The sequence below is a fragment of the Chitinophaga jiangningensis genome, from assembly GCF_900142605.1.
Taxonomy (GTDB): Bacteria; Bacteroidota; Bacteroidia; order Chitinophagales; family Chitinophagaceae; genus Chitinophaga; species Chitinophaga jiangningensis.
Genome location: NZ_FRBL01000005.1, coordinates 165,575 through 179,751 on the forward strand (window position 1 = coordinate 165,575; position 14,177 = coordinate 179,751).

9 protein-coding genes are annotated in these 14,177 nt (G+C 46.2%); 4 read left to right on the forward strand and 5 right to left on the reverse strand.

Features of this window, described 5'->3' with window-relative positions; genetic code table 11:
• Nucleotides 1-335: 335 nt before the first annotated feature.
• On the reverse strand, nucleotides 336-1,259 hold the full coding sequence (locus BUB18_RS13610) for a helix-turn-helix domain-containing protein (protein ID WP_073081764.1): 924 nt from the start codon (nucleotides 1,257-1,259) through the stop codon (nucleotides 336-338).
• Between the two features lie 162 nt (nucleotides 1,260-1,421).
• Here BUB18_RS13610 and BUB18_RS13615 point away from each other — a divergent pair, with 162 nt between their 5' ends.
• Together BUB18_RS13615 and gyrB are read left to right on the forward strand one after the other, a co-directional pair.
• Nucleotides 1,422-3,098: an AsmA family protein gene (locus BUB18_RS13615; protein ID WP_073081767.1), complete on the forward strand. Its 1,677-nt coding sequence runs from the start codon at nucleotides 1,422-1,424 to the stop codon at nucleotides 3,096-3,098.
• Nucleotides 3,099-3,220: 122 nt separating this feature from the next.
• Complete coding sequence (gene gyrB, locus BUB18_RS13620) at nucleotides 3,221-5,200, forward strand: DNA topoisomerase (ATP-hydrolyzing) subunit B (RefSeq protein ID WP_073081770.1); 1,980 nt, start codon at nucleotides 3,221-3,223, stop codon at nucleotides 5,198-5,200.
• A gap of 179 nt (nucleotides 5,201-5,379) precedes the next feature.
• Here the strand turns inward: gyrB and BUB18_RS13625 are convergent, their stop codons facing one another.
• Together BUB18_RS13625 and BUB18_RS13630 are read right to left on the reverse strand one after the other, a co-directional pair.
• Entirely contained in the window at nucleotides 5,380-6,600 is a 1,221-nt protein-coding gene (locus BUB18_RS13625) for a tetratricopeptide repeat protein (RefSeq protein ID WP_073081773.1), read from the reverse strand.
• A 3-nt stretch (nucleotides 6,601-6,603) separates the two neighbouring features.
• Complete coding sequence (locus BUB18_RS13630) at nucleotides 6,604-7,926, reverse strand: ATP-binding protein (RefSeq protein WP_073081776.1); 1,323 nt, start codon at nucleotides 7,924-7,926, stop codon at nucleotides 6,604-6,606.
• Nucleotides 7,927-8,346: 420 nt separating this feature from the next.
• Between BUB18_RS13630 and BUB18_RS13635 the strand changes: the two genes are divergently transcribed.
• Together BUB18_RS13635 and BUB18_RS13640 are read left to right on the forward strand one after the other, a co-directional pair.
• Nucleotides 8,347-8,811, forward strand: a complete 465-nt coding sequence (locus BUB18_RS13635) for a hypothetical protein (protein ID WP_073081779.1) — start codon at nucleotides 8,347-8,349, stop codon at nucleotides 8,809-8,811.
• A gap of 249 nt (nucleotides 8,812-9,060) precedes the next feature.
• Nucleotides 9,061-12,288, forward strand: a complete 3,228-nt coding sequence (locus BUB18_RS13640) for a TonB-dependent receptor (protein WP_073081782.1) — start codon at nucleotides 9,061-9,063, stop codon at nucleotides 12,286-12,288.
• A 166-nt stretch (nucleotides 12,289-12,454) separates the two neighbouring features.
• Here the strand turns inward: BUB18_RS13640 and BUB18_RS13645 are convergent, their stop codons facing one another.
• Both BUB18_RS13645 and BUB18_RS13650 read right to left on the reverse strand, forming a co-directional pair.
• Entirely contained in the window at nucleotides 12,455-13,159 is a 705-nt protein-coding gene (locus tag BUB18_RS13645; RefSeq protein WP_073081784.1) for an SIMPL domain-containing protein, read from the reverse strand.
• A gap of 255 nt (nucleotides 13,160-13,414) precedes the next feature.
• On the reverse strand, nucleotides 13,415-14,098 hold the full coding sequence (locus BUB18_RS13650; RefSeq protein ID WP_073081787.1) for an SIMPL domain-containing protein: 684 nt from the start codon (nucleotides 14,096-14,098) through the stop codon (nucleotides 13,415-13,417).
• Nucleotides 14,099-14,177: the final 79 nt, after the last annotated feature.

The window sequence follows — 14,177 nt, forward strand, 5'->3', positions numbered from 1 at the left end:
AAGAAAAACGGCCGAAGGCCCCCCGCGAGCAACAAAAAAAGTCGCCCCGCGGATGCAAGGCGACTTTATAATGTGGTCGAAAACCTTTCTGGCAAAATTTTGCACTTTTTCAAATGGTGTTTGATATTGAATGCAAGTAGATTTATGGCTTTACTTACTTTCTGCCAGTAAATTTTCTTCCATGGTCAAATCTGATAAGGAAGCTTATAGGAAGTGCGAATAGATATCCGCTTATCGTGATACAAAGATGCAACGATATTTATTCTTCACTATATCGAATCGGGAAAAGTAATGATCGAATTGGGAAAATACTGCAAACCCTTTACAGATAAGGGCTAGCGAAGAAGTAATTCGCACGGTTTTAAACCGGTATGCTTCTTAAATGCAGTAGAAAAGTGAGAGATGCAGGAGTATCCCATCAACATTGCCACCTCTGAAACCGACATTCCTTTTTCATACAGGAGACCTTTGGCCTTCTCCATGCGCTCTTTCTGGAAATAATCGTAGATGGTGGTGCCGTACATCGCCTTGAAACCCTTTTTCAGGTAACACTCATTCATCGCCACCCTGCGCGCCAGGTCACGGATAGTTACAGGAGAGTCCAACTGCTCCAGCAGGATAGCCCTGGCCTTCTCAATCTTTTCCCGGTCCTCCATTTGCGTCAGGAAGCGGCAGCCATATCGCTCATCAGTATCATTCTGAATAAACTGATCAGAGCTGAATAATAACAGCTCCAGCGCTTTACTCTGCAGGAAAATGTTTTTCAACATCCCCTCGTAGTTATGATGCACCATTGTTTCCAATACTGACTTGGACTTGGTACAGGGCTGAATGGTTTTTACAAAAGGCTTGCGGGACTGCATTTCCAGGAAGGAAACGGTAGTACTGCCTTTTTGTAACGACTGTATAAATGATGGTTGGAATCTAACTGTAATCAGGTCCACAGAGGGCGCCTTCTCATTGCATTCCCCTTTCTTACCTTCCACACAAAGCTGATCGGTACAACCTGGGTTCTTGCAATATTTATTACCTGCCACACAATAGCGCAATTCTATGGCAGCAGCATGTCCGCGCTTGGCAGGCTGATACACCACCATCGCAACATCCTCTACCGGCAATGCCGCTTCATACGAAAAGCGCTGCAAAGTGAAATCCAGACAGTCAGGCACAGACACCTGATCCTGCTCCACCAGCTGTAGCTGATCGCTCATGGCTGGCTGCGGAATGGCCAGTGCTAATATTTCCTGTACTTCTTTCATCGCGCTAATGTGTTAAAAACCTCACAAATTTAGGCATTCAGAATTAATTCAAAATGGTTTTGACACACAGGTTACAATTCATCGAAATTTTTCAATACGTCAATAGGTGATCTGCTATACAGATACAACCATTTGGCGTAATTTTCGTTTACAGCTATATACATGGAAAGGAAATTTCATATTATCAAGGCATTGAAAGTGATCGGGATTGTACTCGGCGGGCTTGTGATCCTTGTATTAGGCACAGCATGGTACCTGAATCATCATTGGAATAAACTGATCCGCGCGGAGCTTAAATCTTATGTCCAGGACCTGTCCGACAGCCTGTACAGAATAGAATACAAAGATGTGAAGCTGGACGTTCTTTCCGGCAGCGTTACCGTAGATAAAGCCAGCATGATACTCGACACTGCCGTATATCGGAAAAAGTTGGCAAACCAAACTGCCCCCTCCGAAATCTACCTCGTTAGTGTGGAAAAACTGGAACTGAAATATTTCAAACCCTGGCGTTATTTCCGCAATAACGAGATCAACGCCGGCCTGCTGAGGGTGACGGCACCAAGCATAGTAATGGAGCAGGACGCAAACGTAATAGATACTAGTCAGCCTAAAACAGCGTATCAAAACATCTCCCCGAAATTAAAATCCATACTCATAGGTAAACTGGTCCTGGACAGCACCAATTTCAGGTACAAGTTCACCAAAAAGGACTCTTCTACGGTGATTCACCAGTTTAAAGACCTGAGCGTACGCGTGAACGATTTTCTGATCGACTCCCTGGCCCTGGATGATCCTACCCGCTTTTTGTATGCACGGAATTACGAAATCGGGATGAAAGACTACGTCCATCGCACGAAAGACAGTCTGTATTACCTCAATGTAAAAGGCATCCGCTATGTGGCGGCGGAACAAACGTTGGAAATCAAGCAGGTAGAACTTAATCCCCGCTATGAAAAAGAGGCTTTTAACCGCAAACTCGGGCATCAGCAGGATTACTACCATGTAGTTTTGGAAGATGTTAATCTCAAAAATCTAAACCCCAAGCGTTTATTGCAGGACCAGCAGGTTTGGGCCCATAAACTGATCATCAATGGCGGGAAACTGGAAGTTTACCGCGACCGCAGGCTGCCTATGCCGCCGGGTAACAAACTGGGGCAATATCCCAACCAGATGCTGGCAAAGCTCCGGGTGCCGATTGCCATCGACACCCTGATAGGCAGGCGATTCAGCATCCATTATATGGAAACCAGCCCCGAATCAGACCGCACAGGCACTCTGCGATTCGGGAACGTGAACGGACATTTCCACAACCTTACCAATGTGGACTCCCTGGTGAAAAAGAATAACCATCTTACCGCCAGGCTGGACGCTATCCTGATGAGCAGCGGTAAGCTAACCGCTCATTTCGACTTCATTCTGGGCAGTAAAAATGGTAACTTTAGCGTAGCCGGTGAACTGAAAGACCTGAATGGCCGCGAACTTAACCCGGTTACCAAGCCGCTGGGCAAGGTAGAAATCAGGAGCTGCAATATTCATGAATTATCGTTCCGTATCCGTGGCGACGAGCGCAAGGCCGCCGGGGAGGTAAAGCTACTGTACGATCACCTGAAAATTGCCATCCTGAAGCAGAACAAGGAAAGTAAAGAGTTTGAAAGAAAAGGGCTGATCAGCCTCCTGGCCAATTTGATGGTAGTGCGCGACAGCAACCCGCTGCCCGGTGAAAAAACCCGGGTCACCCACCCAGCCCTGCAAAGGGACATTCAGAAGTCGTTTTTTAATCTGGTGTGGAAAACTATTTTCCAGGGAGTTAAAGAGACCGTGGGGGCCGACAAAATATAGCAGTAAAATCACACATCCATCCCACTTAAAAACAGTAGTTTTTTTATTGAAATCAGGCTTATTTTTCGTATTTTTGCATGATTGTCGACTGTTTTTATTTCTAATAGATTTTACACCAACATATGAGCGAAGAATTAGTGCAAGCAACCAGCCCCAGCAACGGCTATGATGCAGGCAGCATCCAGGTACTGGAAGGTCTGGAAGCCGTGCGCAAGCGCCCGGCCATGTACATTGGCGATATCGGAATCAAGGGTTTACATCACCTGGTATATGAGGTGGTGGATAACTCCATTGATGAGGCCCTCGCCGGATATTGCAAAAACATTGATGTAACTATCTGTGAAGATAATTCCATCCGTGTAGTGGATGACGGACGTGGTATTCCTACCGGTATTATCCCTAAGGAAGGACGTTCGGCACTGGAAGTTGTAATGACAGTATTACACGCCGGTGGTAAGTTCGACAAAAACACCTATAAAGTATCCGGTGGTTTGCACGGGGTGGGTGTGAGCTGCGTAAACGCATTGAGCTCCCGCCAGGTCGTTACCGTACGCCGTGAAGGTAAAATATTTGAACAGGAGTACCACCGCGGTGTTCCCCAGTATGCCGTACGTGAGATCGGTGTTGCCGATACTACCGGTACTACCGTACACTTCAAACCAGACGGAGAGATTTTTAAGGAAACTACCTATAACAGGGAAATCCTGGCAGGCCGTTTACGCGAGCTGTCATACCTGAACAAACAAATCCGTATCACCCTCACTGACGACCGTGAAAAAGACGAACATGGTCAGCCTTTCAGGGAAACTTTCTACAGTGAAGGCGGTATCGTGGAGTTTGTACAGATGCTGGATAAGAATGGTCGCAGAAGCAGCCTCCTGCCTGCACCTATCTTCATCGAAGCGTTCGATAAAGATTCTAATGTAACCGTAGAAGTTGCACTGATGTATAATGATTCATTCAGTGAAAGCATCTTCTCCTACGTAAATAATATCAACACCATTGAAGGTGGTACCCACGTTTCTGGTTTCCGCCGCGCCATCACCCGTGTGTTTAAATCCTACGGTGACAAGAACAAACTGTTTGAGAAATCAAAAGTGGAAGTAACCGGGGATGACTTCCGTGAAGGATTGAGCGCCATCATCAGCGTAAAAGTACCTGAGCCTCAGTTCGAAGGTCAGACCAAAACCAAACTCGGTAACTCCGATGTAATGGGTGTGGTAGACAGTTCTGTAGCTACTGTACTGGATGCCTACCTGGAAGAGCATCCGCGTGAAGCCAAACTGGTAATCAATAAAGTGGTACTGGCTGCCCAGGCCCGCGAAGCTGCACGTAAAGCACGCCAGCTGGTTCAGCGCAAGAGCGTGATGACCGGTAGTGGCCTGCCTGGTAAACTGGCAGATTGCTCCGATAACGATCCGGAAAAATGTGAACTGTACCTGGTAGAGGGTGACTCCGCAGGTGGTACAGCAAAACAAGGCCGTAACCGTTCCTTCCAGGCCATCCTGCCACTCAGGGGTAAAATCCTGAACGTGGAGAAAGCCATGGAACACAAGATCTACGAAAACGAAGAGATCAAGAACATCTTCACCGCATTGGGAGTAACCATCGGTACCGAAGAAGACGATAAAGCACTGAACCTTTCAAAACTGCGCTACCACAAGCTCATCATCATGACGGATGCCGACGTGGATGGTAGCCACATTGCCACCCTGATCCTCACCTTCGTATTCCGGTATATGAAAGCGATGGTAGAACAGGGTTATGTGTACATTGCGCAACCGCCACTGTACCTCGTGAAAAAAGGTAAAGAGCAGGAATACTGCTGGACAGAAGCACAACGTAAAGCAGCCATCGCACGTATTGCGGGTAATGGCCGTGAAGACAGTGTGAACGTTCAGCGATATAAAGGTTTGGGTGAGATGAACGCAGAGCAACTGTGGGATACCACCATGAACCCTGATAACCGTACACTGAAACAGGTGACTATTGAAAGTGCTGCGGAAGCTGATCGCGTGTTTAGCATGCTGATGGGCGACGAGGTGCCTCCACGTCGTGAGTTCATCGAGTCACATGCGAAGTATGCGAAGATCGATGCTTAATATTATTTTAGAGATATAGAAAAGCCGGTAGATTTGACATCTACCGGCTTTATTTTTTTTGAAAGGGATGACACCTTCGGTGTCATCCGGCGCGATTCCGCGCTGCGCGCGGAGCCGGCTAAAGTGCAGTTATTAACAATATGGGGCAAATACAGTTGCCAGCGGAGCCAGCAACCTTCCTAGCTCTCCCTTGTAATCACATAATTCGCTAAGAACTGGTAGGCAAATACACCCAGCAGCATGATGGTCATAAAGGTATTAAACGGATCACCGTCGTACCAGGCTTCGGCTACGCCGCAAACACCCAGTATACCTACCGCCACTGTATATATAAGGAATACCTTTCTCCATTTGGGACTATCAGGAGTATATAAGCTGGAAAGCGGCAGCAGCAGTACTCCCGAACCTATGGCCAGCGCCAGCAGTGCAGCAAATGACGTAAGCCAATAGCCGCCGGCAGCCAGGAGTCCGATCAGCATAAAGATGCCCACCAGCGTGGATACCTTCGTTTGTTCCGGCGTGAGCGCGTACCTGCCGTATGGGTTGAGTCGCAGGAAAAGGTTACTCACCGGACCAATCAGCCAGGTGGAGATAGCAGCCAGCGCCAGCACCACGTACAGCGGGAAAAATACGGTACTGGCTATACGGGAAAGCACGAAAATACCGATGATCACTGCCCATTGCACACCTGCTTTCTGCCGGCTCATGAAAAAGGCATATTTCAGGAACATGCGGTACAGCCAGTAGCGTGCCTGCATAGCCTGCACCATGCCGCTTTTCGCCCATTGCTGATTTGGGTCCAGCTTCAGGGATTCACGGAAATGTTCAAGTGCCTGTTTGTGATCGCCCGCCTGTAGCCATTTCCAGCCAATATTGGCGTGAGTATACGCATTTTCAGGGTTATGTTCCAGCGCTTCGTGCAAGTTGGAGAAGGCTTCTTCTTTTTTGCCGAGGTTGAACAGGGCGTTGGAGCGGAGGTTTAAACAGGCCTCGTTTTCCGGGTCTATGGCCAGGCCTTCCTCTGCCTTTGTCAGGGCCTGACTATATTCTTTCTTAAACAGCAGTATCTGACTCCACAGGGCGAAGTAAGCCGCATCGTGGGGATTGATCGCTACCGCCTCACCGATGGCGATGATAGCTGCGTTATACTGGCTTTTGTGAAAAGCAATATTAGCGCGCAGGTAAAAGAACCGGTCATCAGCCGGAGCGAGACTCAGCGCGTTACTGATAATATGTTCTGCCTCTTCCGTGTTTTTCAGATTGAGGTAGCACAATGCCAGTAGATAAAGTCCGTCGATATCATTGGCATAAGTGCTGAGATGCTGCCGCAAGGCGGTAACAGCATCCTTATAACGGCCTTGTTGTAGCAACAGGTGAGCACGTTGAATCAAAAAAGCCATAATCTATTTCTTAATATCCAGGTATTTCAGCACCTCATCGTACAGGCCTGCCTCATTAGAGTACAGGGCGTAGTTGCGTGCGGTATTGAACCACTCTCTTGTAGTGGCGCGGTGCAATTTGGTAGCCTTCAGCAGGTCTTTTTGCGTGATGGGCTGTGGAATGCCTTTCTGTAGTGCTTCCATCAGCTTATCTTCTATGGCCAGGTCCACGATCGCTTTCAGGTCAGCGCCGGAGTAACCGGGTGTAGCTTTGGCGATAGCGCGGTAATCGATGCTGTCCACCGGTTTATTGCGCAGCTGTATTTTCAGAATTTCTTCGCGGCCTTCCTGGTCGGGAGGTGCTACGAAAATAATTCTGTCGAAACGGCCGGGCCGGCGGAAAGCCGGATCCAGGCTCCATGGCGCGTTGGTAGCACCTATGATCAGTACATTTTCGTTGTTGGCGGCGATACCGTCCATTTCAGAAAGGAACTGATTGATGAGGTGACTGGCTCCGCTGTTGCGCATGGAGGTGCGGTTGGCACCGAGCGCATCTACTTCGTCGAAGAAGAGGACGCAGGGCTTGGATTCGCGGGCAAGTTCAAAGAGACTATGTAAGTTTTTTTCGCTGTTGCCGATCCACATGTCGAGCACGTCGTGGATGCCCACGTTGATGAATTCGGCTTGTATTTGCCCGGCAGTGGCCCTGGCAAGGTAGGTTTTTCCACATCCCGGAGGACCGTAGAGCAGGATACCACCACCAGCCTTTTTACCATATGCTTTGTAGAGGTCGGGGAATTGAAGCGGCTTAATTATTTTCAGGTCTATTTCCTGTTTTTCCCGTTCCATTCCACCTACATCGTTGAAGTTAATTTCTGGTTTTTCCAGCGTAAATATCTTCTCTATATCTTCACCATCTTCGTCAGATGCAGGATTATATTGTTGTTGAGGTGCTCTGAAGTAGCCGTCCAGGGCTTCGTCGCGGAAGCCTGGATTCAGTTGCAGCAGGTGTTGGTAGATGTCACGTGCGCCTTCCATGCTGTTTTCTTTTACCAGAATACGGCAATGGAGGAGGAGGGCATCGAAATTATCCGGCTCCTGGTGCTCGAGTTGTTCCAATACAACGATGGCAACAGAATATTTTTGCTGATGGTAAAAGGTACGCGCGAGCCCCAGCTGGGCAGCGATATTGTCATGCGATAATTCCAGCACCTTTCTGTATTGTTCTTCTGCCTGCTGGTACTGAAAATCCTGTAGCAGCACCTGGGCCAGGTGAAGGCGCAGGGGCACGTTCTCCGGTGAAAACTGCACGGCTTCCTGTAATTGTTTAATCACTTCCGATGACATAATGCGCTTTGTTAAATGATGGCGTAAGATCGTAATAATAGGGATTTGCTATCACAAATATATTGTTAAAAGTAATGAAGGATGCTCCTGTTTCCTCGTCCACCGTTGATGGAAGGGGAAAAAGGGGAGGAGCGGAGCCGGGGGCCTTTGCTAATCAGCCGTAGCCGCTATCCCAGGTGCCCTGATATCTCCCGAAAACAAATTTCTTATGAAAAATTTATATAATTTATAAAAATCTACATATATTGCGAATGTATTTTATCCCTATGCCACGAAGCTAACCGACAACCTATGTCGATTTAAAAAGATTGCTGGCCTGCCGGATAAGCGCAGGCCAGCAGCTTTCCATACCTATGAATTGACGCCACCTGATGATGGCGGTTTCTCCGTGCATATATTATCATTCAAAATATCTGCATTATGCGCTTTAAATTATGGTTCGCAGCCTTATTTGCTGCTATAACTGCATTATCATCCTGTGAATCCAAAAAGGACACCACACCAGCCAGCACTTTCGTTTTCACGCTGGACGGTCAAACATATCATTCCTCCCAAACAGATGCGTTCATGGAAGTGGACAGCACCACCGGGGAGAAATTATTTTCCATCAACGGGGTTACCAACAACCTGTCCCATCATATGGAACTGGTGATAGGGTTTCCGGAAAACATTGTACAACCGGGCACCTACGAGGCTTCTGTTACCATGGTTTTGTCTGACATCCAGCAAAACAAGGTTACCGCCTACGCGATGGGCAAGGGTTTAAAAGTGAATTTAACTAGCATCAATAGTAAACATGCCGAAGGGACTTTCTCCGGCACTTTAACCAATGGTGAAATTGAAAAACCTTTAACGGACGGGACTTTTATAGTCAATATTAAGTAAATCATCGTTTTAAGTTCTTCAGCGGCCCTGCTTATATAAGCGGGGCCTTTTTGGTGGTAAACGGCCACCAAATTTAACATTCACTTTACGCCTCCCGCCAAATTCTGATAGTGGATTAACGCTTCTTGCGGTCCAATCCGCCAAAACGCGTTAATACCCGAAAGGTCTTAACAATTCCGTAATGTTCTGTTAACATTCTGGTTGCTTTGGGATTTCACCTTTGCGGTGTAAATACAGACAGCAACTTTTATGAAATCGTTTATTGCGTTATTAGCTAGCGTCATTGTATTATTCAGTTTGAATACAATGGCCCAGGTAACCACCTCCTCTATTACCGGTAAGGTAGCCGATCCCAAAGGGGGCGCTATTCCCGGAGCAACGGTAGTAATACTCAACGTTTCTACAGGCATCAAAAGTGGTACTCAGACAAATGCCGATGGTCGTTATATCATTAACAACCTCAATCCCGGCGGTCCTTATACGATTACCGTTTCTTTCATCGGTTATAAATCAGAAGTAAGACCAGATGTAAATCTTCCTTTAGGTTCTTCTTCCTTTACTTTTAAACTGGGCGAAGAGTCCAAAGCCCTGAGCGAAGTTGTGATCACCGGTAGTGCAGGTAAAAAAGAAGGCACCCGCGTAGGCCAGGAGCAGATGAAGCGTATTCCTTCCATCAGCCGCAGCCTGCAGGATATGACGAAAGTGACTCCACAAAGCAGCAACAACTCTTTTCTCGGTACTAACTACCGTTACAACAACGTAACACTGGATGGTGCTATCAACAACGATGCAATTGGCTTCAGTCCGTCCATGGGCGGTCAGTCCAACTCCAGCGGTCAGCCAGGTAGCAGTACCCGTACTAACCCGGTATCACTCGATGCGATCCAGGATGTACAGGTATTACTTGCACCATTCGATGTGAAAGTGGGTAACTTCCTCGGAGGTTCCATCAACGCGGTAACCCGCAGCGGTACCAACGAATTCCATGGTTCCGTATACGGTTATGGCCGTACCGCAGGCCTGGTTGGTAAAAACAATGCAGGTGACGGTTCTAAACTGCCTTCTGACTTCCATGATTACCAGGCTGGTGTTCGCCTCGGTTTCCCTATCATCAAAAACAAACTCTTCTTCTTCACCAACGAAGAAATCACCCGCCGCGTAGATCCAATCATCCTCGCTGCCGGCTCTAAAGATGTAGCCAACATCCTCAGCGAACAGGATGCGATGGACATCACCGCTAAAATGAAAGAATACGGCGTAGATGCAGGTACTTATAAAAACACCAGCATTTATTCCAACTCCAATAAATTCTTTAACCGCCTCGACTGGCACATCAATTCCAAACACAGCCTGTCGGTACGTAATAACACTATTACCTCAGAAGCTACTAACCTGGAGCGTGACCAGCAGAACTTCCGTTTTGGCGGTATTGACTTCAAACAGGTGAACAACCAGACTTCTACAGTAGCTGAACTGAAAAGTAACTTCAATCCAACTGTTTCCAACAGCCTGATTCTGGGTTACTCCTATGTACATGATTACCGTGATCCCGCTTCTGACCCTGCGACACCGCAGATCCAGATTGCCGGTAAAACGCCTGGTACCACTATCTTCCTCGGTACCGACCGTGAAGCAAGTATCTTTAACATGAAACAGAAAACCTTTGAAGTAACCGATAACGTTACCATCTTCAAAGGAAAAAATACTTTCACCATTGGTACACACAACGAGTTTTACAACATCACCTATGGTTTTGTAAACTCCTGGAATGGCCGACTGGACTATAATTCCGTTGCTGACTTCCTGAACAACAATCCTAGTCGTGTGCGCGGTAACTATAACTACGCGAATAACTCCCGCGATTTCATCATGGCTAACCCGCCGGCACAGTTCAAAGTAAACTTGCTGAGCCTCTACGGTCAGGATGAAATTCAACTGACAGACCGTTTCAAAATCACTCCGGGTGTACGTTTAGACTACGCAGGTATTCCTAACAAACAACCACTGAGCGATAAAACTACCAAAGCACCGGTAGATGCAAACTACGGTAACACCTACACGTATACTAAACCACAGGATATCAAAAATAACTTCCTGAATAACGTACAGATCTCTCCACGCCTCGGTTTCAACTGGGATATCAAAGGTGACAACACCATGGTACTGCGTGGTGGTAGCGGCTTATTCACCGGTCGTATTCCTTTCGCATGGCTGGGTTACGCATACTACAACAACGGTGTAACTTACGGTGCTTACGATCAGAAATCTTCCGACAAACCTTTCGTAAATGGTCCGCTGCCTGCAGCTAAACCATCTCCAAATGGTATCGCTGACTTCGCGCAACAAAACGGTGTAGACGTTACTAACGCTGCCGGTGCAACGCAGGTAGATCTGATCGACAATAACTTCAAAATGCCACAGGTATGGAGAAGCAGTCTGGCCTTTGATTACACTACCAACGACCAGTGGAAATTCACAGTAGAAGGTATTTACACCAAAGTAGTGCACGACCTGATGTTCCAGCAGATCAACCTGGTAGATAATCCAACTTATTATGCATATGATGTTAATAAGCAACAGCCTATCTACAGTGGTAAAAAGATCAACAGCCTGTATACAAACGCTTACCTGCTGTCTAACACCAACAAAGGCTACCGTTACAGCATCACTGGTCAGATTCAGAAAACCTTCCCTTGGGGCTTTAACTTCATGACTGCTTATACTTATGGTCAGGCGAAAGATATTACCAACGGTATCCGTAACTCAATGGAGTCTAACTGGCAGCTGAACCAGGCGCTGAATCCAAATAACCCTGGACTGGCCTACTCTAACTTCGACGTTCGTCATCGTATCGTAGCAACTGCTAACTACAGACAGGATTGGGGTTCCAAGGGCAAATGGGTATCTAACTTCAGCCTGTTCTTCTCTGCCCAATCCGGTACGCCTTACTCCTATGGTTTCGTAAATGCTACCATCCAGGGTACACCACAGCAAGTTAGCCTTGCTTACATCCCTAAAGATCTGGCAGAAGCGCAGAAATTCTTTGTGGACATCGCAGGTGGCAAAACAGCTGCACAGCAGGCCGCTGAGTTCATGACTTATGTAGATGGCAATAAATACCTGAGTGGTCGTAAAGGTGATTTCACCGAGCGTAATGGTGGGCGCACGCCATGGAACTATCAGGCTGACTTCCGTTTCTCTCAGGACCTGAATATCAAAACAGCAAAACGTACACACACTATTACGTTTACTTATGATATCGTGAACCTGACCAACCTCCTGAATAAAAACTGGGGTATACAAACCTTCTCTCCAAACACTTTCAACTCTACTTCTTCAGTGGGTCTGAAAGCAACGAAGAATGCTCCTGTAAATGGTTATCCGATCTATACCTGGTCTAACCCTGGTGTACCGTATGCAACAGACTTCTTTGCATCCCGTTACCAGATGCAGCTGGGTCTGAGATACAGCTTCTAAGACAACTAAATAACAAGCAAAAGAGAAAGGCTCGCGGTATGCGAGCCTTTCTCTTTTTAAGTATGTTTTGTTTTATTTTGAATGACACCTTCGGTGTCATTCGGGGAGGTGATGCACTGCGCGCACCGGCGGCTATTTCATGGAGAAAAGGTGCGGCGGGTAATACTTATTTAATTCCGAATACGGTTCTTACTTCTGCACGTACTTTGATGGTTTTAGATTCTACATCTGAAATACCACCAGCCATATCAGCGGATTTGGCCATATAGTTTACAGCCATCGGACGCACGTCAGAATAACTGTCGGTATTGATTTCCTGGATTTCGATGATACCCCCCAGTTGCTCACCAATGGCGCCAACCATATAACCAGCTTTGGCTTTGGCAGCCTGTAAAGCTTTTATTTTAGTTTCTTTACGGTATTCTTCCATTTTGCTGGAGGAATAGCCGGTGATGCGGGTGCTTTCAATACCTTCTGCATCTACTGCGCCGAGGATGATATTGATTTTATCCAGCTTGTTCAGTTTCAAACGGAATTGTTTGCTGGCCATAAATTCCTGAGGATTTTTCTTTTTGTTCAGGTAATCGTAGTTATAACCTGAAACATTTTCCACTGTCAGATTTTCTTTTGGAATACCAGCATCCACTACTGCTTTCTGTAATTGTTTTTCCAGCGTAGTGATTTCTACTTTTGATTTTCCTTTCAGGTATTCTTTCAGGGAGATGTTAAAATATATTTCATCCGGAGTGATTTCAATTTCTGCGGAGCCGGTTACTTCAATTTTCTTTTCTGTTGTCTTGTTGTTTGCAGTTTGTGCAAATGTGCTCATCGCTAAGAATAATCCTGCTGCTAATAACATTACCTTTTTCATGTTTCTGAGTTTTATTTGTTTGAAAGTGATTGTTCTTTATGTTTTACAGCAACATGATGCGGTGTTTCCACATGTTTCCATAAAAGGCATAAAAAAAATTTGGATTTAGGTTATGTGATAATCTGTTTAAGATTGGTTCTTAAACGGTTATGGCAATAAAAGGTTACAGGAATTTTTTATTTGGGCATAAAAAAAGACACCGATGGTGTCTTTAAATGAGTTTCCGCGCAACGCGTGGTGGGTTTCCACCCACAGTTATTTTATAGCGAATATCGCCTGGATGGTAGCCTGTACTTTTATAGTTGTAAAAGAAGCCTGTTCAATGGCATTATATTTACTTACCATGAAATCGTTGGTATTAACCTGTGAATATAGTCCGGGAAACTGATCACTTTTGGTTTCATCAATTTCCAGTACTTCTCCCAATTGTTGCTTTGCAACTTCTGCCAGGTACACCGCTTTCTCATTGGCAGCTTCAAATGCCATTATCCTTACTTTTTTGCGGTATTCCTTCATTTTGCTGGAAGTATATTGCGCTAGTCTGGCGGCTACTATACCGTCATTATCCATGGCATCCAGGATGGCGATTAACTTATTAGGCTGCGTAAGTTTAAGCCGGAAGTCTTTGGTGGTAAATAACTCTGCTGCATCTTTCTTTCGCCTGGTGTAGCTCATGCCGGCCAGGTCCTGTACGTTCAGGTTTTCTTTGGGTATGCCGGCATTTGTTACTGCTTGAATCAGTTCCTTTTCCAGCTGGGTTATTTCTACTTTGGTTTTTCCCTTCATATATTCTTTTAGGGAGATAGTAAAGTAGAACTCATCAGGAGTGACTTCTATTTCGGCGGTGCCATTAACGGAAATTTTTCTTTCGTTGTTTTTTTGGGCAAACGTGCTGAAAGTCAGCAGCATTGCAGCTACAAACAGTATGAATTTGTTCATGTACAGAGATTTAAGTCAGCGAAAAATTAGCTTTTTCGGCTGATCCTCATCCACCCTCCATCAACATTAACAGGAAATT